This window comes from Bacillus sp. ISL-18 (assembly GCF_018613415.1).
Lineage (GTDB): Bacteria > Bacillota > Bacilli > Bacillales > Cytobacillaceae > Neobacillus.
In genome coordinates, this window is sequence record NZ_JAGGQG010000023.1 from 25971 (window position 1) to 47866 (window position 21896).

The 21896-nt window shown below is 38.7% G+C and carries 18 protein-coding genes and 1 pseudogene; 17 read left to right on the forward strand and 2 right to left on the reverse strand.

The features are described 5' to 3' along the window. The first annotated feature begins 8 nt into the window (after positions 1-8). The gene (locus J7E81_RS25360) at positions 9-1175 is read left to right on the forward strand and encodes a nucleotide sugar dehydrogenase (protein ID WP_215046716.1); all 1167 of its coding nucleotides are present in this window, start codon (positions 9-11) and stop codon (positions 1173-1175) included. Between the two features lie 135 nt (positions 1176-1310). Here the strand turns inward: J7E81_RS25360 and J7E81_RS25365 are convergent, their stop codons facing one another. After that, positions 1311-1907, reverse strand: coding sequence for a hypothetical protein (locus J7E81_RS25365; RefSeq protein ID WP_215046718.1), 597 nt, complete (start codon positions 1905-1907; stop codon positions 1311-1313). Between the two features lie 384 nt (positions 1908-2291). Here J7E81_RS25365 and J7E81_RS25370 point away from each other — a divergent pair, with 384 nt between their 5' ends. The 12 genes and pseudogenes from J7E81_RS25370 to J7E81_RS25425 all read left to right on the forward strand — a co-directional run bounded on the left by J7E81_RS25370 (position 2292) and on the right by J7E81_RS25425 (position 16548). Beyond that, complete coding sequence (locus J7E81_RS25370) at positions 2292-3239, forward strand: secC motif containing protein (protein ID WP_251028878.1); 948 nt, start codon at positions 2292-2294, stop codon at positions 3237-3239. Between the two features lie 138 nt (positions 3240-3377). Continuing rightward, positions 3378-3686 (forward strand): hypothetical protein, encoded by a 309-nt coding sequence (locus J7E81_RS25375; protein WP_215046720.1) that lies wholly within the window; start codon positions 3378-3380, stop codon positions 3684-3686. Positions 3687-3715: 29 nt separating this feature from the next. Next, complete coding sequence (locus J7E81_RS25380; protein WP_215046722.1) at positions 3716-4345, forward strand: fumarylacetoacetate hydrolase family protein; 630 nt, start codon at positions 3716-3718, stop codon at positions 4343-4345. A gap of 354 nt (positions 4346-4699) precedes the next feature. Further along, entirely contained in the window at positions 4700-6628 is a 1929-nt protein-coding gene (locus J7E81_RS25385) for a BglG family transcription antiterminator (RefSeq protein WP_215046724.1), read from the forward strand. A 376-nt stretch (positions 6629-7004) separates the two neighbouring features. Beyond that, on the forward strand, positions 7005-7313 hold the full coding sequence (locus tag J7E81_RS25390; RefSeq protein WP_215046725.1) for a PTS sugar transporter subunit IIB: 309 nt from the start codon (positions 7005-7007) through the stop codon (positions 7311-7313). A gap of 19 nt (positions 7314-7332) precedes the next feature. Continuing rightward, a pseudogene (gene celB / locus J7E81_RS25395) lies at positions 7333-8668 on the forward strand (PTS cellobiose transporter subunit IIC). Between the two features lie 192 nt (positions 8669-8860). After that, positions 8861-9196: a PTS sugar transporter subunit IIA gene (locus J7E81_RS25400; RefSeq protein WP_285292052.1), complete on the forward strand. Its 336-nt coding sequence runs from the start codon at positions 8861-8863 to the stop codon at positions 9194-9196. Between the two features lie 185 nt (positions 9197-9381). Continuing rightward, a complete protein-coding gene (locus J7E81_RS25405; protein ID WP_215046727.1) occupies positions 9382-10875 on the forward strand; it encodes a family 1 glycosylhydrolase in 1494 nt (497 codons plus the stop codon). 361 nt (positions 10876-11236) lie between these two features. Beyond that, positions 11237-12841 carry a DcuS/MalK family sensor histidine kinase gene (dcuS, locus tag J7E81_RS25410; RefSeq protein WP_215046729.1) on the forward strand — a complete coding sequence of 535 codons (1605 nt, stop codon included), beginning with the start codon at positions 11237-11239 and terminating at the stop codon, positions 12839-12841. Beyond that, entirely contained in the window at positions 12834-13541 is a 708-nt protein-coding gene (locus tag J7E81_RS25415) for a response regulator (RefSeq protein WP_215046731.1), read from the forward strand. Before dcuS ends, J7E81_RS25415 begins: the two co-directional genes overlap by 8 nt. 122 nt (positions 13542-13663) lie before the next feature. After that, on the forward strand, positions 13664-14632 hold the full coding sequence (locus tag J7E81_RS25420) for a 2-keto-3-deoxygluconate permease (RefSeq protein WP_251028879.1): 969 nt from the start codon (positions 13664-13666) through the stop codon (positions 14630-14632). Positions 14633-14835: 203 nt separating this feature from the next. Then, the gene (locus tag J7E81_RS25425; RefSeq protein WP_215046733.1) at positions 14836-16548 is read left to right on the forward strand and encodes an NAD-dependent malic enzyme; all 1713 of its coding nucleotides are present in this window, start codon (positions 14836-14838) and stop codon (positions 16546-16548) included. Between the two features lie 122 nt (positions 16549-16670). On the opposite strand, the gene J7E81_RS25430 is transcribed toward J7E81_RS25425, so the two are convergent. After that, on the reverse strand, positions 16671-17549 hold the full coding sequence (locus J7E81_RS25430) for a YsnF/AvaK domain-containing protein (RefSeq protein ID WP_215046735.1): 879 nt from the start codon (positions 17547-17549) through the stop codon (positions 16671-16673). 243 nt (positions 17550-17792) lie between these two features. On the opposite strand from J7E81_RS25430, the gene J7E81_RS25435 reads away from it, so the two are divergent. The 4 genes from J7E81_RS25435 to J7E81_RS25450 all read left to right on the forward strand — a co-directional run bounded on the left by J7E81_RS25435 (position 17793) and on the right by J7E81_RS25450 (position 21851). Beyond that, the gene (locus tag J7E81_RS25435) at positions 17793-18500 is read left to right on the forward strand and encodes a hypothetical protein (RefSeq protein ID WP_215046737.1); all 708 of its coding nucleotides are present in this window, start codon (positions 17793-17795) and stop codon (positions 18498-18500) included. Between the two features lie 659 nt (positions 18501-19159). Next, complete coding sequence (locus tag J7E81_RS25440) at positions 19160-19996, forward strand: ABC transporter permease (protein WP_215046739.1); 837 nt, start codon at positions 19160-19162, stop codon at positions 19994-19996. Continuing rightward, the gene (locus J7E81_RS25445) at positions 19989-20768 is read left to right on the forward strand and encodes an ABC transporter permease (protein WP_215046741.1); all 780 of its coding nucleotides are present in this window, start codon (positions 19989-19991) and stop codon (positions 20766-20768) included. Before J7E81_RS25440 ends, J7E81_RS25445 begins: the two co-directional genes overlap by 8 nt. 42 nt (positions 20769-20810) lie before the next feature. Continuing rightward, on the forward strand, positions 20811-21851 hold the full coding sequence (locus J7E81_RS25450; RefSeq protein ID WP_215046742.1) for an ABC transporter ATP-binding protein: 1041 nt from the start codon (positions 20811-20813) through the stop codon (positions 21849-21851). Positions 21852-21896 lie beyond the last annotated feature (45 nt).

A 21896-nucleotide genomic window follows, 5' to 3' on the forward strand; every position in this document is an offset into this window, starting at 1 on the left:
TATTGAAAATGAAAATTACCATTGCAGGAACCGGCTATGTAGGATTATCCAATGCGATACTTTTAGCCCAACACAATGAGGTCATAGCTCTTGATATTATTCAAGAGAAAGTAGATATGATAAATAATAAAAGATCTCCTATTATTGATCATGAGATTGAAGAATTCTTAGCAACAAAAGAACTTAATTTAACCGGAACAACAGATAATTATAAAGCTTTTAAAGATGCAGAATATGTGATTATATCAACGCCGACAAACTATGACCCTGAGAAGAATTATTTTAACACAAGAACGGTTGAAGCAGTGATTGCCAATGTTCTTTCCCTCAACCCAGATGCTGTCATGGTGATTAAATCTACCGTTCCGGTAGGTTACACGGATAAAGTAAAAGAGAAGTTTGAAACCGACAATATTATTTTTTCACCGGAGTTTTTAAGGGAAGGAAAAGCCCTTTACGATAACTTGTATCCCTCCAGAATTGTGGTTGGTGAACAATCAGAAAGAGCGAAAATATTTGCTGATTTAGTAGCGGAAGGTGCCATAAAAGAGGATATTCCTGTTTTGTTTACCAATTCAACTGAAGCGGAAGCGATTAAATTATTTGCTAACACTTACCTGGCAATGAGGGTTGCTTTTTTCAATGAACTGGATTCCTATGCAGAGGTCAGAGGATTAGATACCAAACAGATTATCGATGGTGTTGGCCTCGACCCGCGGATAGGGAACCATTACAATAATCCTTCCTTTGGATATGGCGGCTATTGCCTGCCGAAAGATACAAAGCAGTTATTAGCCAATTATGCTGATGTACCGAATAACATCATGACGGCTATTGTGGATGCCAATAGAACAAGGAAAGATCATATTGCCGACATGATTATCAAGAGAAATCCGCAAATAGTGGGTATTTATAGGTTAACGATGAAAATGGACTCGGACAACTTCAGACAATCAGCTATTCAAGGGGTTATAAAGCGTATTAAGGCAAAGGGCATTGAAGTAGTTGTATACGAACCAGCTTTACATGAAGAGAAATTCTATCATTCTAGGGTAATTAATGAACCGGCAGAGTTTAAAAGAGTAAGTGACGTTATTGTTGCTAATCGATTATCGGATGAATTACTTGATGTCGCGGATAAAGTGTATACAAGGGATTTATTTAGTAGAGATTAAAATTTCAACAGTCTCTATAAACTATGGGGAAGGCCTTTCATTAGTTTGCTAAACTGTTGGAAGGCCTCTTTTCATATGGGCTTAATTTCATTTCTTGAATCACATGCAGACGCCCTCCATATATGATGGAAGGCTCTAATTTGATTCACTCTTTTCAAGTAGAATCTTACTCATTACTCTTTTAGTTATTTGTCTTATCCCTGCAATGCTAACGCTCATCCAAATCCAACTATATACAATACTGAAACCTTCTACCGCGAGGATCGTTTTAGCGTTAATATCACTTGAAAAGGAAGGACCCAATACCGGAAAGTGAAAAATAGAGAGCAGCAAAAGGATTCCTGCGGACAATGCCAGTCCTCCCGTCAAGGTAACGGAAACTTTTCGTTTGGACCATTTAAATCCCAGCCCTAATGCAACCCCTAATAGCCCGGTTGTAAACAGAAAAACCAAAACCTCCGAGGGCTGCATGATCAGCAGTAAAAGGGCGGTTACTACATAGGTAAGCAGGCCAAACTGAACAGAGATAACAGTGGACAGCACTATCGGCCCAGTAGCCATCATGCTAAACGCATAACCGAAACCGCCAATTAACCCAGCAGACTGTAAAATGGCCGCAATAGCTCCTAAAAGACTCCCCAGCAGCATCTTCGTATTCCTTGGATAATCGACAACGGACACTTCATGAGCCTTCAGAAAAAAACGGACTCCCCTTTTTAACACTTTCAGCATACTCCCCTCCCGCATAAATGATCTTCGCTAACCTTCGGGTGGTGCCTGACACCTTTCGGTTGTATAGGATGGAGATTGGTGCCATCTCTAACATGTATTCTTGCAGCAGTAATTGATGCATGGTTTTTTTTCGACAATAAATTTTTCTGGAAAAAGGGTAAAAGCTTGGTTTAAAAGGGTTTGCCGCACTTTTAATCAAACGTTTAGTTAGTATAGCAACATGTCTTCATTTATCAGAATATGTCTTGCCCAGATGCATGTGTTTAATTTAAACAAATGCGTGATACAATGGAAAAAATAAATATCAAATGAAGAAGATGGCTAGTAAAAGTTGCGGATCTCCAAGACATCCGGAAAAAGCTGCAAATCAAAAATATAAGTTCCTTGAAAAAAGAAGAATTAATTCAATATTTGGCAGACGAAATCCCTTCTCTTATTAGAAATATTATCAGTCAGTTCGATGAGCGACGATTATTTTTAATAAAAGATATCATTGCCAATAATGGGGTAATTAGCGCAAAGAATATAGAAATCGAGGAAATGGAGTATTTCTATAAAACTGGTTTTATGTTTACTGGTTTTCAGAATGGCAGTCCAATCGTCATGATTCCTTTAGAATTATTGTCTTCCCTAGGGGAAATTGTACGTAACGAAACGATACTATCAGATGTTAAGCGGAATACGGAATGGATAAAGATAACCCGAGGTTTACTCTATTATTATGGAACTGTGCCTCATGACGAGTTAGTGAATTTAGTTGAGAAATATACGCCTATTCACCCAGATTACCTCGCCTTCAATTATGTTATTTTTGATGCGATGGAATACTACCAAGAAACATACATTGACAGGTATGGATATTCTTACTGGGAAGTGCTAGACCCTTTAATTATTTTAGAGAAGCAGGCATCTAGAAAGAATATTGACTACTATCCATTCTCGAAGAAGCAGCTCCTTGAAGCAGGTGAAACGGACTATGTGGAGCGTCCAAAAGGTTTTCCTCAACTTTTATCGCAACTTACGCAGGAGTATCGGATGTCAAAAAAAGAGGCTATGGAACTTGTAGAGGATTGTATTATACATGTGAAATTAGGCAATCAACCTAGGCAGCTTCTTCAATATTTACAGACGCAACTGACATTCGAAAACTTAGAAGCTGTGCCAAGACTGATGGATGCGGTTGTTCTTCTTATGAATAATACGAGAGAATGGTATTTAAAGGGTTATACATCAGAGGAGTTATTCGCCCAAGAGAAGAAGGCTTTACTGCCTATGCCCAATAAAAAAGGAGAGGTAATTAGTCTCCACCCGTCAAAAGGTTGGCAGAAATGATCCTTGTCCATGTGGCAGCGGGAAGAAATTTAAGAAATTTTGTGGGGACTGAAATCTGGACGGACAAAAGGATAGTATACATGAAGTTAATATTGTAGAATATCTTCCACAATTATCGTAAAAAAGGAGGATATACTGATGGTAGCAAAAAGGAACACACAAGCTTGGGAAGAGGCTAAAAAACGGTGCCGTTTAAATGAGACTGATATACAAATGGCTAAGGAGTTGGGGATGACACCAAAGAGTTTAATTAAAAATATCCCTGCACCTAATCAGCAATGGAAAGCACCTGTAAAAGTATGGATTCGTGATCTATATGAAGAGAAATTCAATAGGGTCTTAACAGTTAAACCTGTTCTCAGTGAAGAATTAAAAAGAAACGTCAAAAAGCAAGACACAACAATTGGTTCTGATCACTGGGATGATGAGGATAACTTACCATTTTGATGTAATCTAAATAGGAAGGGGTTTTCTATATGGAAAACATTCGAAATATCTATTGTGTAGGCAGGAACTATGTATCACATGCAAAGGAATTGAATAATGATATTCCAACCTCGCCTTTTTTGTTCTCAAAGCCGACGCACGCTTTGGTGGAGACATGCGGACAAGAGATTAATCTGCCGGGTGACCGTGGGTCTATTCATTATGAAGTAGAGATGGTTGTACATATCGCAAAGTCCTATGAAAAGGGAATGAAAGTTGACGAACTTGTGGATCGTATGGCGCTGGGGATTGATTTTACACTAAGGGATGTGCAAAGCGAGTTGAAGAAAAAGGGATACCCTTGGCTTCTTGCAAAAGGCTTTCCAAACTCTGCTGTAATAACCCCCTTTATTGAGTTCCCGGGTATAGAAAAATGTAAGCAATTCAATTTTGCTCTTTGGAAGAATGGTGAGCAAGTACAGCGAGGGAATATTCAAAATATGATTTTCGACTTACAAACCATTATTGATTTTAGCGCATTACATTTTGGTCTTGGGAAAGGAGATATCATTTTTACAGGAACACCTGAGGGAGTTGGACCGGCTGTAGAAGGTGATCAATTTTCTCTCAAATGGGGAGAAAATGCAATTGGAGAGTTTTCCGTATCATTAAAAAAATAGACAAGTAAGCTAAAATAGTCAAAGCCATATGATACAAGTTTAAGAATCCGTTCATTAAGTGAACGGTTTTTATTTTTCATCGAATCTTTTTTCAGTGTGGCAAGGTGAAATCAACCCGTTACGTCAATTCAGGGAACTGTGCATGGGTTGTTTTTTTTAAGACCACGAGTTCATTCCTCATTTCTCTGCATGTATTAATATTTAGCATCTCATACATTTTAAGGTATATTAAAATTATTATTAGATAAATCGATGATCAGGAAGTGTTTTGGAGTCAATGGCAAGGGAAGAGAACAAACTAAAAAATAACAACTTATTTTATTCATTCAACTCATTAAGAAAGGTGAGTAGATAATGGTCTCGAAACGGCAAAAGGACATCGTGTTGTCTTTAATGAAGGCAAAAGAACCTGTTACATCAGAATGGATGGCAAAGGAACTTGGTGTGAGTGACAGAACCATTCGCACAGAGATCAAGGAACTTCAATCACAATACACTGCGTTAGGAATCATGATTGAATCGGTTCGAGGAAAAGGATATCTATTAGATATAAAGGACTATGAAGTGTTTGAAAAGGAGTTTAATCCTCATGCCAATGATGCAGTAGATGATCATCAATCTGATTTCTCTGAACAGGAAAATCGGGTTTTGTATATATTAAAACGATTTCTATTAGAAAAGGAACCAATAAAATTGGAAGGTCTTGAGGAAGAGCTATTTGTTTCCAAGCCTAAGCTTCAAAATGACTTGAAAATTATCCGTGAAATATTGGAAAGCTATAATTTGAGGTTAGTTTCTAGACCCCATTATGGTACACAGGTCGAAGGCGATGAATATATGAAACGGCTATGTTTTTCAAATTATATTTTAAGCCGTAATAGCAACCTAAACATTGACAGTAGTTCTTTTCAACTTTTGGATGAAAAACTGTTTGAACAGATAAAGGAAACGATCATAAAAAAAGTAAATGAATACAAAATTGAGATATCCGACATTGCACTTGAAAATTTGGCAACCCATATCTCAATTGGATGCAAGAGAATTGAAGAAGGGTTTGTCATTGAAAACCTTGGACACGATTTAACAGGCAAATACCCCTTTGAACGAATAGTTGCGAACGAAATTGTGAAAGAAGTAGAGGGGTTTACCGGCTTAAAATTTCCAAAAGCGGAGATTGATTATATAATTGTTCATTTGTTGGGGACAAAATTGATTCATAAGAATACGTTGAATGAATTTAGTAAATTTGATGAGTTAAGCACCATTATTCATTGCATGCTGGAAAGACTGAGAACCGAATTAAATTGGGACTTTTATGACGACTCAGAATTCATTCAAGCGCTGACCTTGCACATTCGTCCGGCAATGAACCGTCTGCGTTATAACATGAACATTCGTAATCCGTTATTAGACGAAATTAAAAGGAAATATCCCAGCGCCTTTGAGGGTGCTGCCATTGCAAGCAGATGCATTGACGAATATTTGGGGATTGAGGTAGGAGAACACGAAATTGCTTATATTGCCTTACATATCGGCGTTGCATTAGAAAGAAAGAAGACAAGACAGAAAAAGGCAAAACGGGTGATTGTGGTCTGTGCTTCTGGTGTTGGAAGTGCAAGGCTATTGTTTTATCGCTTGCAAAATGAATTTAAAGATGAATTGGATATTGTGGCTACAACCAATTATTATCAATTAAAAGAATACGACCTATCCTCGATTGATTTTATTATAAGTACGATTCCAATAAAAGTAGATATAGGTGTTCCGATACAAGTGGTCAATACCTTTTTAGGAGAAAGTGATATTGAAAAAATCCGAAATGGTTTATCACCTGTAAAAGAGTATGAGGAAGAGAGCTACTTAGATGAATCCAGAGTTTTTATTCATAAAGACTTCGTGGATAAAGAAAGTGTCATCCGGTTTATGTGTCAGGAATTATACAAACAAAAACTCGTCTCCCAAAATTATATAAATTCAGTGTTGGAAAGAGAATCAGTCGCCCCAACCAGCTTTGGGAATCTTGTGGCCATCCCTCATCCACTTACACCTGAAACAGAGGAAACGATATGGACAGTGTGCACATTAAAGAAGCCCATCGAATGGGCAGATAGGCATATGGTTCAATTTATCTGCTTGTTAAATATAAGAAAAGTACCTAACGGTGATGATCTGGATAGAATGTATAAAAGGCTCCTTGCTCTACTAGAAAACAGTACAAAGGTCCAAAAAATTTTAAAGAGTGAATCAGCTAAGGAAATTATAAAGATTTTAAATGAATCTTAAGATGATGCAACCCCGAAGCAATCGTTTTGTATATTAATCCATATCAGTTATTTATGTTGTGTAACGTAAATTAATTAAGAAGTTATCTTATTGGTGCAGGAAGTGTTAGCTAGTAGAAGAAGAAATTTATTTAGGGCAAAGAATGAGGGGATCCCAAAAGGGGTACCCCTTTTTGGTTATGGGATTACTAATAAAGAATTCATCCATTTTTCCGTTGAGTAACGGAAAAATCCTTTCTGTAAAATTAACCGTTTTCAACATAAACTATAAACAAGTGATAAAACACTATTAAAACAGTTGCCAAATAAACTGCTTTGATGAATTGGCCAATTGTTTCTCAAAATAACTTTTATGGACAAATAGGAGGAATATATCGATGAATATTTTATTATGTTGTGCAGCAGGAATGAGTACAAGTTTGCTAGTAACAAAGATGGAAAAAGCAGCCCAAGAACAAGGTGTTGAAGGGAAAATCTGGGCCGTCCCAGCTAATGCAGTCAATCAACATATCGACAACGCGGATGTTCTTCTTTTAGGGCCGCAAGTTAGATATCTGCTTTCAAATATGAAAAAGATGGGTGAAGAAAAGGGGATTCCAGTGGATGCGATCAACCCAATCCACTACGGTACGTGTAATGGCCCAGAAGTTCTAAAAACAGCTATTAATCTAATAAATAATAAATAATAAAAGGGAGAAAAAGAAAATGAGTAATTTCAACAGCTTTTTAGAAGAGAAAGTCATGCCTGTTGCAGGAAAGATTGGTGCACAAAGACACTTACTAGCTCTTCGTGATGGTCTCATTGCGACTATGCCATTCATTGTTATTGGTTCATTATTCTTGATCCTAGCTAACTTGCCGATTCCAGGTTATGCTGATTGGATGACGTCTATTTTTGGGCCAACATGGGCTGCCAAATTAAGTTATCCAGTCGATGCAACCTTCAATATTATGTCAATTATCGCAGCATTCGCGGTGGCTTACCGATTAGCAGAAGGTTATAAGCTTGACGCGATGAGTGCGGGTGCTATTTCAGTTGCTGCTTTCCTATTAACAACACCATTTAGTTTCGTATTTACTCCGGCTGATGCTGATACAGGAGTGATGGTAACTGGAGCGATTTCAAAAGCTTTCTTGAGCAGTAAAGGTTTGTTCGTTGCATTACTTTTTGCCATTATATCAACAGAAATTTATCGTTGGGTTGTCAAAAAAGATATTGTTATAAAAATGCCAGCTGGTGTACCGCCAAGTGTTGGTAAATCATTTGCAGCTTTAATTCCAGGATTTTTTGTTCTTTTTATAGTTTGGGTAATTCGTTTACTTGTTGAATTGACTCCTTATGAAAGTATAAACGGCTTAGTTACAACCCTTTTAGGTGACCCGTTAAAAATGGTAGGTCTTACTCTAGGAGGATCCATTGTTGCTGAATTATTCGTAACGATATTATGGGCTACTGGATTACACGGTACAAACATCGTTAAAAGTGTAATGGAACCAATTTGGTTTGGTGCGATGGGTGACAATATGACAGCATATCAAGCTGGTAAGCCTCTGCCACACATTGTTACACAACAATTCTGGGATAACTTCGTCCATATCGGGGGTACGGGTGTAACCATTGGTTTGGTTCTGATCAATGGTAATGTTTGCTAAGTCCCAACAAATGAAAAGTCTTGGTCGTTTGGCGCTTGCTCCTAGTATCTTTAACATTAACGAGCCATTAATCTTTGGTATGCCAATTGTGTTAAACCCAATCATGATCATTCCATTCGTATTTACTTCTATTGTTACGGTAATTGTAACATTCCTTGGAATGGATATGGGATTGGTTGCAAAACCTGTAGGTATTGCAGTACCTTGGACAATGCCGCCGATTATCTCAGGATATCTTGCTTCTGGCGGACATATTTCAGGTGCGGTTATGAATTTAATTAACATTGTTATTTCATTCTTAATTTATCTTCCATTCTTTAGAATATATGATAAAGCGAAGAAGAGAGAAGAAGATGCGATGAACGGAAATGGTAAGAAAATCGCGTAAGGATTGACTGGGCATTAGTTAGGCTAGTGCCTCTCTTTTTACCTTGAAGTCCATTCGCCTTCTGATAGAATGAGATGTTAGAAATACAAAGCTATTTACCGACCGTAAAACTTCTAAATTTTAATAATGACCCAAATTAGCAGGAGAGAGGCATGTCCTTTTCCTAGTAAATCATATGAAAGGCTGTTAATCATGAATGAAATCATCATGAATAAAGAAGAACTCTACAATCTTGCATTTCAATTAATCCTTCATGCAGGGAATGCAAGAAGCTTGGCTATGGAAGCCATGCAAGAAGCTAAAAAAGGTAATTTTGATGAAGCAGAGGCAAAATTAACTGAGGCAGATTCTGCCTTCAATGAAGCACATCATGTTCAAACGGATTTAATCCAAAAGGAAGCTAACGGATCGGAATTTGAACTTCCTCTTATTATGATCCACGCACAAGACCATTTGATGACCTCAATGACCCTTAAAGATTTGGCCAGAGAAATCATCGATTTGCATAAACTTCTCAAAAAGGCTTAAAACAAAATCCTCTTCCATTAGGACAAGAAGAGATAAACATTAGGGCAAATCAAAACATTTCAATGAGTTTGTTTGAGTAGAATTTGTAATTGAAAAATGTCTGTCCATTCTTTAAATAGCCCAATTTATTTTGGGTTTTTTTTATGAAAAATGATTTGGACCATTTTGAAAGGAAATGAACTTTTATGAAAAAAACATTCCCAGAAAATTTTTTATGGGGCGGAGCTACAGCCGCAAACCAATATGAAGGTGGCTACAATGAAAGCGGAAGAGGGCTTGCAACAAGCGACTTCATAACAAATGGTTCTGCAGACCGTCCTAGAAAAATTACCATCAAGTTAAACGATGGCACAAAAACGATGGTAAATCGACGACCTACCGGGGACCCGAAAGTTGATACGATACCGGAAGGCGCATCAGGCTATATTGATGAAAAGGTTTATTATCCTAGCCATAAAGCGGTTGATTTTTACCACCATTACAAAGAAGATATTGCTCTTTTTGGAGAAATGGGTTTTAAGTGTTTCCGGCTATCCCTTAGTTGGTCCCGAATATTCCCAAAAGGTGGAATCGAGGGGGAACAACCAAATGAGGAAGGGTTAAAATTTTACGAGGATGTCTTTAAAGAGTGTAAAAAATATAATATCGAACCATTAGTAACTCTTTATCATTTTGAAACTCCTGCTTATTTGGCTGAACATTTTAATGGTTGGGGCGGACGTGAGACGATTGATTGTTTTTTAAGAATGTGTAATGAAGTCTTTACACGATATAAAGATTTAGTAAAGTATTGGATTACCATTAACGAAATTAATGTATTAAATGGTTACGCCTTTATGGGAACCAGGGAGGCTACCGCCCAGGTACGTTATCAAGCAAAGCATCATATGTTTGTTGCGAGTGCCCTCGCCAATAAACTTTGTCACGAAATCATTCCGGATGCAAAGATAGGCTGTATGGTTGCATTAAGTTGCATTTACCCGAAAGATTGTAAGCCGGAAAACGTTTTTGGAGCTTTGGATTATCGAAGAGGAGCTTTAATTTATTCTGATATCATGATGCGGGGATATTATCCATCTTACGCTGATCGTTTTTTTGAAGAGATGGGGGTATCGATAAAGAAAGAATCAGGGGATGAAGAAATAATTAAGGCGTATCCTTCAGACTTTTTATCATTTAGTTATTACCGAAGCAGTGTATACCATACTGAAATCGTTCAGAATACCGATACCGGCGGACAAATGGGAGATATTAATCCATACGTAGAAAAAACGGAGTGGGGTTGGGCGATTGATCCTATTGGGTTAAGATACACCTTATCTGAACTTTATGACCGCTATCAAAAACCTCTCTTTATTGTTGAAAACGGAATGGGAACGATTGATAAACCGGATGAAAATCAATATGTGGAAGATGATTATCGGATCCAGTATTTCCGAGATCATATTGAAGAAATGAAAAAGGCGGTTACTTTAGACGGTGTTGACTTAATGGGCTATACACCATGGGGCTGCATTGATTTAGTTTCTGCAGGAACTGGCGAGATGAAAAAACGATATGGTTTTATTCATGTAGATATGGACGACGAAGGAAATGGAACATTAAAAAGAACAAAGAAAAAATCATTTGAATGGTACAAGAAAGTGATTGCAACTAACGGAGAAGACCTTAGTTTTTAGATTAACTAATTAAATTAGCGCACTTTTCTGTTATATAAAACCTGCACCATAAAAACTTACTAATTGTTCCGTTCTTTAAAAGATGATAAACAAAAGATTTAATGGAGAAGGTCTTTCCATCAGTTTGCAAAACTGATTGGAGGCCTTTTTTTCATATTGGTGGTCAATAGGCTCAGATTAACCTTATTTGTTAAAGCAGTTTCAAACTACTTACCCAAACACTTTTTTAAATTACAAAAAAGTCATCTGCTGTTGACAAATACTATAATAAACTTGGGCTTTTTATGAGCTTAGCGGTCTTTTGTCATTTTATGCATAAGTTTTAAACATACTATTACTATGATCATACCTGGAGGGGAATATGAAGAAAGGCAAATTTAGTTTACAAGCGATTATTATTCTATTTGTATGCAGTGTCGTCGCTTTATCACTTGGAATAACTGATATCATCATAAGCAAAAGAATTACCTCTAGTGTGGAAGAGACAGAGAAAGAAAAAGCCCTTAATGTTGCAAGGATGACTTCCTTAAGTCCGTCGGTGATTGATGCATTAGATGGGGCACCAAATCATACGGAAGTACAGGATTTTGCCAGCAAAATTAAAGATAAAACGAATGTTAACTTTGTGGTTGTGATGGATATGAAAGGAATCCGTCTTTCCCACCCGGACCCCAGTGAAGTGGGGAAACACTTTAGGGGAGGAGATGAAGGCCCTGTTCTTACAGGAAAGGAGTACGTTTCCATCTCGAAGGGGACTCTCGGCCGATCCATGCGGGCATTTACTCCAATAAAGAATTCACAAGGAAAACAAGTCGGTGCGGTTGCGGTAGGAATTTCTTTAGAAAATGTTACAAAGGCAGTACATAAGGGACGGATGGGGATCTTTATTGGGACGTTAATCGGAATCCTAATCGGTGTAATCGGTGCAGTCGGCCTGGCAAAATACATTAAAAAAATCCTTTTAGGACTCGAGCCATTCGCTATTGCTAAACTGCTTGAAGAACGTAGTTCCATGCTTCAGTCTGTGCGTGAGGGAATCATAGCGATCGACCAAGAAGGAAAAATCACCCTGGTAAACAGGGCAGCCAAAAAGCTTTTTAAAAGAGCCGGTCTTGAAGAGAACCCCATGGGCAGGAACATTGAAGCTTATTTGCCAGAGACGCGGTTAACTCGCATTATAAAATCGGGGGAAACCGAATTGGATCAAGAACAAAATCTGAATGGGGTAACGATTTTAGTAAACAGGGTTCCGGTGATCGTGGAAAATGAGCCGGTGGGAGCACTCGCTACCTTCCGTGACAAAACCGAAGTCAAATTATTGGCCGAACAGCTTACCGGGGTGCGTAACTATGCAGATGCTCTCCGTGCCCAGGCACATGAATTTATGAACAAACTTCATGTCATCCTTGGCCTGGTTCGAACGGAACAATATGATACACTTTCTAATTATGTGAGTGAAACGGTTAACCATCGGGAAACAGAAATGGGCTTTGTAACGAAGAAAATTCAAGACCCTGTTCTTGCTGGATTTATGATTGGTAAACTAAGCTTTGCTAGAGAATCAGGTGCTTCTTTATCATTTGATTGTTCAAGTAAACTTCCCAAGCCTGCAAACCCAGAAATTACCCATGAGCTAATCACCATCATTGGAAACCTCTTCGATAACGCAATGGAGGCGATTGCGGACAGTCCAAACAAAAATGTCGATCTAAAACTTGATTATGCCGAGGATATTTTAACAATCGAGGTTAAAGACACAGGGATGGGGATGACGACCTCACTTCAAAACAGAATACTGGATAAAGGGTTCTCGACGAAAGGAGAAAACCGCGGGTACGGGTTATATCTTTTGGCACAGGCAATTGAAAGGCTGGAAGGGGACATGATTATTTCGTCTAAGCCTGGAAAAGGAACCAATTTTGCTGTGTATATACCCTATAAAGCAGAGGATGAATCGAATGATTAATGTAATGATTGTCGAAGATGACCCGATGGTCGCAGAAATCAATAAACAATATCTTGCTAAAATTGATGGGTTCCGATTAGCTGGAACCGTCAATTCAGTGGCGGAAGCGATCCGATTTTTGGGGAAGAATGATATTCAGCTCATTCTTCTGGATATTTTTATGCCGGGAAAGCAGGGACTAGAGCTGTTAGCGTATCTTCGGGAAAATGACCTTGAAATTGATGTCATCATCATTTCAGCTGCTTCCGATCTTGAACGAGTTAAGAAGGCATTAAGGTATGGTGTTATCGACTATTTAATTAAGCCATTCGAGTTTGAACGGTTTAACTCGGCACTTGCTGCCTACCTTGAGCAAACCCGGTTCATTGGTAAACAGGATTCGGTTAGTCAGCAGGAGCTCGATCACTTACTTTTGCACAGAGACGAAACGGTTGTAGTAGAAGAACTGCCAAAGGGGTTAACGAAGGATACTTTAAAACAGGTGTGGGATGCCGTTCATGGATTAAAGGACGGGCCCTTTTCTACTGATGAAGTAGCAAATGTTATAGGAATATCAAGGGTTTCAGCAAGAAAATATCTTAATTTCTTAAAGGACTTAGGAATTCTTGAAGTTAAGGTTATCTATGGAACGGTCGGAAGGCCTGTATACCAACATGAATATAACAAATTTAAAGAGCATTTAATAAAAAACTTTCTGTAAGCAGTCTCTGTAACTGCTTACTTTTTTTATTTACAAAAAGAATTATTAAACTTACATAATCTATGAAAACGGTTTATTCAGGAATATGATAGACATGTAGCAAGACAAAGGAGGATAAAAAAATGCAAATTCCAATTAAGAAAACGCTTGATAAGATTCCAGGTGGTCTGATGGTTGTTCCACTTTTTTTAGGGGTATTAACAAATACATTTTTTCCGCAAGTTTTACAAATTGGTAGTTTTACAACAGCATTATTCAGTAAAGAAGCTTCATCAACCATTTTGGCTTGTTTTATGTTTTTAATAGGTTCGCAAATTAATTTTAAATTAGCACCGAAGGCATTGAAAAAAGGGGCAATATTATTAACAGGAAAATTTATCGTAGGTGCTGGTATTGGTTTAACTGTAGCAGCGATTTTTGGACCTGCCGGTATACTAGGATTAACACCATTAGCCATCCTTGCAGCGTTGTTAAATGCGAATGGCGGGTTATATGCATCTCTTGCTTCATCGTATGGTGATGAAACGGATGTAGGTGCCTATGCGTTATTTTCTTTAAAAGATGGTCCATTTTTCACCTTAGTAGCTTTAGGTGCATCAGGCCTTGCCACCATTCCTTTTCAAACACTTCTGGGAGTATTAATTCCGATTGTAATCGGAATGATTTTAGGTAATATTGATCCTGATATGAGAAAGTTCCTTGGAAGCAGTAAATTATTATTAATCCCATTCTTCTCCTTCCCATTAGGTGCAGGAATGAATCTTTCAACGATTGTAAAAGCTGGGGGTCCTGGGATATTACTAGGATTAATCGCTGCCTTCACTGGAATTGGCGCTTACTTCCTATTGAAGTTATTTAAAGAAAACCCAATCGTTGGTCTAGCAACAGGGTCAACGGCAGGAAATGCGGTAGCTACACCAGCTGTTGTGGCGGCAGCAGATCCGACCTTACTTGCAATAGCACCTACAGCTACTGCACAAGTGGCAGCAGCATGTGTCATCTCCGCCATCGTCTGTCCGATTATTGTGAGCTATGTATTTAAAAGGTCCCAAAAGAAAAAAGCGAATCAATCGATTACAAGGGCAGCCTGATAAAAAGTAACGTTAAATTCATAGTAAAAACTTAAACAAAGTAGTCAGTCGGTTTTTACTGTCTGCTTTGTTTAATTACAAAAAGGATACATTAAATTAAAAAACCTATTGTGATAAAGAAAATGCTATTAACATGGAAGATAGAAATCTATGTTGCTATAATTATCCGAAGAGTATTTTTAATACAGAAAGAAGGAAACACCATGAATGTCCCTGAGAATGTGATTATTACAACATTAAAAGGAAAAGAAGTTCTCTCTAATCCTTTTTTAAATAAAGGAACGGCTTTTACGAAAGAGGAAAGGGAAGACCTTGGACTTGACGGTCTGCTGCCTCCTCGTGTGCTTACCCTTGATGAACAAGCAAATAGGACTTATGAGCAATATCAAATGCGAACTACGAATCTATTTAAAAACGGTCTGCTTAATGATTTATATAACCGCAATGTTGTTTTGTTTTACCGTCTTTTAAAAGACCACTTAGCAGAAATGCTCCCAATCATCTATACTCCTACTGTCGGTGAGGCGATTCAGACTTACTCTCATACCTATCACCGTCCGGGTGGATTATATCTTTCCATTGACGATCCTGAGGGTATTGAAAAGGCCTTTAATAATCTTGGACAGCCCAATGGCATTGATTTAATCGTCGTTACCGACTCTGAAAGCATTTTAGGTATTGGAGACCAAGGGGTAGGCGGTATTAATATAGCGATCGGTAAACTTGCTGTATACACAGCGGCTGCAGGTATTGATCCAAGCCGGGTTCTGCCAATCGTGTTGGATGTTGGTACGAATAATCAGGCTTTGGTGGCCGATCCTCTTTATATTGGCAACAAATTTGCCCGTGTCCGTGGTGAGCGTTATGACCAGTTCATTGATTTATTTGTTCAGACTGCAAGAAAGTTCTTTCCAGAGGTTCTTATTCATTGGGAGGACCTTGGTAATGTAAATGCGCGTAAAATCTTGGATAAGTACGGTGACAAAATTCTTACCTTCAACGATGACATCCAAGGAACAGGGGCCGTTACCCTTGCTGCTGTGATGTCTGGGATGAAAATAACAGGGGCTGATCTGAAGGACCAGCGTATTGTTGTCTTCGGACCAGGGGCTGGCGGCCTCGGTATAGCCGACCAAATTTCAGATGCAATGGTTCTTGAAGGGCTGAGCAGAGAAGAAGCCTATGACCGTTTCTGGGCTATTGACTATCGGGGGATGCTAACGGATGAAACACCAGGGGTCTTTAACTTCCAGAAGCCTTATGTAAGAAAGGCAGAAGAAGTAAAGGACTGGGATATGAATGAGGATGGAATCATTTCATTAATGGAAGTCGTTCAGAAGGTGAAGCCGACCATCCTGATCGGAACTTCCGGACAAGCCGGTGCTTTCACGGAGGAAATTGTGAAAGAAATGGCCAAGCATGTTGAGCGCCCTATCATCTTGCCTTTGTCCAACCCGACTGCATTGACGGAAGCGGTGCCGGAAAACCTAATGAAATGGACAGATGGCAAGGCTCTAATTGCCACTGGCAGCCCGTTTCCCAACGTGGAATACCAAGGTGTTTCCTATGAAATTGGGCAGTCTAATAACGCATTTATATTCCCAGGACTGGGTCTTGGTGCGATTGTTGCCAAAGCTGAAGTGATTTCAAAAGGAATGTTTGCAGCTGCTGCTTATGCAGTTGCGAGAATGTGTGACATCAGCACAACTGGGGCATCACTGCTGCCATCGATTGAAAAACTTCATAAGGTCTCAAAATACGTAGCCATTGAAGTAGTCAATGCGGCAATTCATGAAGGTATTGCAAGAGCAGATATCCAAGATGTGGAGACTGCTATTGAAGAGGCGATGTGGATGCCGGAGTATAAGGAAATAAAGAGTGTAGGGATTTGGACAAACATTCATTCCTATGCATGATTAAATAGTAAAATAAAAAATGCTCATTCCTATGCTTACTAGGCAATAGGATGAGCATTTTTTTATAAAAACAAACGGCGTATCCTAATAGTAAATTTTTAAAACGCCTTATTATTTAAAAATTAGAAGCTATCGGGATTCAGACGCTTGTTGTCGGTAGTAGACTCATTGACGGAAGCGTCGCCGTCTTTATTCACTTTTGCTTCTTCACGCTTAACATTTTCCGTTACTTGTTGGGTTTCCGTAACTTCCTTTTTATTAATCACCAGTTCTTCGGTCACGACAGGCTTCTTCGTGACTTCGACTTTCTCCTCGACAATTGGAACACGGATGGTTTCATCATCGCCTATAGGCGTGGTTGTATCTGCTTCCGTTCCATCCACTGCCCGTCTTTCGATGCTAACCTCTTCATGTTGTACAGGAACATTTACCGTTTGCTGTTCTTCAACGACATCCTTTTTTACCTCTACTTCACCTGTCTGAACACGTTGTTTATTAACATCCAGCTGTTCCTCGCGAAGCTTTATGGAGTGCGGTGAATCTGTGTCAAGAGTATCATCAAGATCCATTTGTCCACTAGCAAGGGTTCCTCCGGAGACATCATCGGCAACACCAACATTGCCTGTTCCTCTTTCACCAAGGAGCAGAATCATTCCAGAATTGAGATCATCTTGGTATTTTAGTGCATCTGCTTGATTAATGCCCTGGGCGACCAAATGGTCATAATAGGTAGTTCCGCTGCCATCATTTTGATACATTCGATCCTCAAATGGGGTAAACAGGCTTGCGAAGAACCCACGGTCCTCTTCTGTATCGGTCTCCCTGGCTGCGGCTATCTCTTGAGAAGCAACGCCTGTTTCCTCTTCGATAGAGGAAGGGACATTTGTTGTATTAGCAATAATTGACAAGTCTTTTACAGAATATCCTTGGTTCTGAAATTCCTCTATGGCCTGAACCACTTCATCACTGGAATTATAAACTCCTAATACTGTTTTACTCATAGTTATTGCCTCCATTTCTCATTTGTTAGCTTATAGGCTTACAAACTATACTTACCCGGCAAAGCATCATCGGAAACAAACTTTTCCTGATAATTAAGAAGTTAAGATTTAAATAGAGGGGAGTTTTTCAGTTAACCACTTCACAGAAGGGGTTGATTGGCCTATTTTTTTTGTATCGCTGGTCGATATAGCTCTTGTAAATAAAGCCAAAAACCCTCATATTAGAAGGAAAGGAGGCACGATATGCGACGTGATATACAACCGAATGAACGAGCTTTCTCGTCTAAGGAAGTAGCCGAAGATGTGGGGATTGCAACACCCACTGTTCGTAAGTATGGCCAAATCTTAGAGCGGAATGGATATGAGTTTTTAAAAGATGGCGATCGGCGTATTTTTGTTCAAACTGACATCGAAGCGCTTATAGCGCTGCGCGATACAGAGAAACCCTTGGACGATACAGCAAAAGACCTTGCGTATCAACAAAAAGAGAGGTTAGAAAGCTCAAATGAGCAGGAGATTGCCATATCCGATACATATGAAAGGCTGCCCCAAGATCCCAACCAGTTAAAAGAAATTTTAATGTTTGTAGTCAATGAACTGGCAGCCTCGCGAGAAATGAATGTCCAACTGAAAAACGATATGGCGGAGCTTAAAGTAACGGTTTCCCGGCTCCAGCAAGATCATCATGCAATCAGTTCCAGTATTGGAAATTCAGCGCAAAAAACTCATACTAAAATTGAAAAATTAACTGAACAGCAAAAAACATATCATGAAACTATGCTGCATCAAGAAAGAGAAATAACTGAATTTCTACAAAAGGAATTACAAAATTTGCGCGATGAACAGCAAAAAGAATGGCTTTCACAAAATGAATTTAATAAACGTTTAGAGGAAACGATACAAAATCCTAAAGGGAAATGGGAATGGTTTTTCTCGTTATTTCGAAAGTAGGGGGAGGATGTCTGCTTTAAGTCCATATATCGCCGATATGGAGGAAAAACTTAATCTTGCAGCTACTTGAAAGAGAAAATAACTGACATATAAAAGGATCTCCTCCTAAAACCACGGTTTTCCTGACTCCTTCATTTTTCGACAAGCTCAAATTCTATTTAAGCAAATTCCCGGGAAATATCTACATCTTCCGAGTCGATATCGACAAATATTCATCGTGATTTGTCGGCAGGATCCATTTTTACTTTTGTCATTTATTCAAACAGGTGAACCACATCCATTAATGGAGTGGTTTTTTTGTTGTTCATCTTTTAATGGGACTCGAATTATAGATTGATTCCTTTATTAAGATGGAATCATTTTATTTCTCTGAAAAGAGTCAGAAAAAACCTCTATAAGGTATTTTTTACAGATACAAATTACTTCGCCATACTAACATTCGTGTTAACCACATTTCATGGCCATTTTAAACTAATAAAATATATGATTTCATCATTTTACGAACATTAAATTATAGTTTAACTATAATATTCGTATTTTGTATTGCCAAACCGATTTTTACTACGTATAATCTTAAATGTAAGAGAAAGAACCGAACCCTTGAATGATGTTCATCGTCATTCGATACTATTTTTTTGACTTGGAAAGTGAGGCCAGATATGACGCAGCGTAGAATCCCTTATCTCATCTTGGCTCCAGGATTGATTCTCTTGATTTTATTCTTGGTGTTACCCCTTATCTCCATTATCTTTCCGACGTTCTTTAACGGAGGAATTACCTTTTCGAATTATACTGCGTTCTTTTTGGATGAGTATAACTTTGGTATCTTATGGCGGACGATCAAGGTTTCACTGATGGCCACACTTATTTGTGTAGTCGTTGGAGTCCCGACTGCCTACTATATTTCGCAAAGTCCCAAAAAGTGGCGCGGACTGTTAATGTCGATTACATTGTTTCCGTTATTAACGAATTCAGTTGTGAGGAGTTTCGCTTGGATTACCATTTTGGGGCAAGACGGGATTGTTAATCATGCATTACTAACGATTGGCCTAATTTCAAAACCGCTTACCTTACTTTATACAGAATTCGCCATTATCATTGGCTCAGTTTATCTCTTCCTTCCTTTAATGGTAATAACATTAGTGGGGATTTTAGAGAACATTGATTCTGAAATTATGGAAGCTGCAGAAACGCTAGGGGCCAATCGCTTGATTGCGTTTGTGAAAGTTATATTGCCCTTAAGTGTGCCTGGGATTATTGTTGGCAGCATTTTGGTGTTCACAGGGAGCATGACAGCCTATACAACCCCGCAATTATTAGGCGGAAACAGAAACATCATGCTTGCCACCTTCTTATATCAAAATGCAACGGCATTAGGAAACTGGCAAGGTGCAAGTGTCATTGCCCTGATTATGATTGTGGCCACCTTAATCGTAATGAAGTTATTCAACTTGATTGCGGGCCGCTTGGATAAAAGAGGTGAAGTGAATGCGTAAAAATATCGGATTAAAAATCTCTGCCATTCTGGTGTTTGCCTTTCTTTTAATTCCTTTACTTATTATCATCGTGACTTCTTTCGGAACAAATCCTACCATTCAATTTCCGATTAAAGGATTTACTTTTGAATGGTATAGCAAGGTATTTACAAATGAATCCTTTATGGACAGCTTTTCACTTAGTCTAGAAGTAGCTTTTATTGCGACTCTCTTGGCATTAGTCATTGGTGTTCCAGCCGCCTATTCCTTGGCGCGTCACACGGTGTTCGGACGAAATTGGATTAAGAGCTTTTTCCTTTCCCCGACCATCGTACCTGGGGTGGTCGTGGGCTATGCTATGTATCAATTTATCGTGATTAAGTTTCAATTCCCGATCATCCAAGGGCTGCTATTAGGTCATTTCCTAATTTGTCTTCCTTATGTCATTCGTGTTGTAGGTTCAACGATTGAACAGCTGGATTTTTCAATAGAGGAAGTTTCATGGACATTAGGCTGCACAAAGCTCCAATCGTTTATCAAAGTGGTGCTTCCAAACATTACTTCGGGAATTTTTGCTTCCTTCATGCTGGCATTTATTAATTCCTTTAACAATATACCCGTATCGCAGTTTTTATCAGGACCTGGTGTAACGATGCTGCCAACGAGCTTAATGAATTATATAGAATACAACTACGACCCATCTGTTTCAGCTTTATCGGTCATTTTAATGCTTGGTACGATTATTCTGATGTTTATTATTGAGAAGACATTAGGTTTAGCAAGTATTTCATAGGAGCTGATAAGATGTTTACATCGAAGGAGGTAGAACCGCACAATGTCCTATGTTGAATTAAACGATATTCGTGTCAGTTATGACAATAAAACCAATATCTTAAAAGATTTAAATTTATCAATCGAAAAGGGAGAATTGGTTTCCTTGTTAGGACCATCAGGCTGTGGAAAAACCACCACTTTGCGTGTCATTGCCGGACTAATTGAGCCAAATGATGGTGAGTTCCTTGTTGACAATCAAAATTTAACAAAGGTGCCTGTTCATAAACGTGAATTTGGAATGGTATTCCAAAGCTATGCACTGTTTCCCCATCTAACGATTAAAGAAAATGTTGCTTTCGGTTTGAAATTACGTAAGGAAAAAAAGGCCGCTATTGACAAACGAGTAGAAGATATCTTAGCGATTACTGGCTTAGAGGAGCTTGGGGACCGCTATCCTAAACAGCTTTCAGGCGGACAGCGCCAGCGTGTGGCTCTAGCACGCGCCTTAGTCATCGAACCGAAATTATTATTATTAGATGAACCATTGAGTAACCTGGATGCCAAATTGCGCTTGGCGATGAGGATCGAAATTAAACGGATTCAAAGCCAATTGGGGATTACATCCGTGTTTGTCACTCATGATCAAGAAGAATGCTTCTCCATTTCAGACAGGGTTGCCGTGATGAATAAAGGTGTAATTGAGCAATTCGATACACCTGAGGAAATTTATAAAAATCCTAAAACAGAATTTGTTGCCCGCTTTATCGGCTTTGAGAACTTTTTTGAGTTAGCACTGACTGAAGATTGGAAGTATAGAGCGGTGGATGGAACGATTTTCGAAAGTACCGGTAAATTTGGCCAAGGAAAACGGACAGGAACGATTCGTCCGGATGATATTGAGATTACAGCAAGCAATGAATCTGATACGAATAATAGGGTGAGTGGAAAGATAAAAGTCCGAACCTTTCTAGGAAAGTCATACCAATATGAAGTGGAAACCCCGATTGGAACATTATTAGCAAATAAAGCAGATGATGTGATTTACCAAGTGGGGGACATGGTAACGTTAGTTATTCCAGCTCACAAATTAATTATAGTTTAATAGAAAATCATCCTAAATAAGGACAAGCCAACTAAGAAAAGGGGA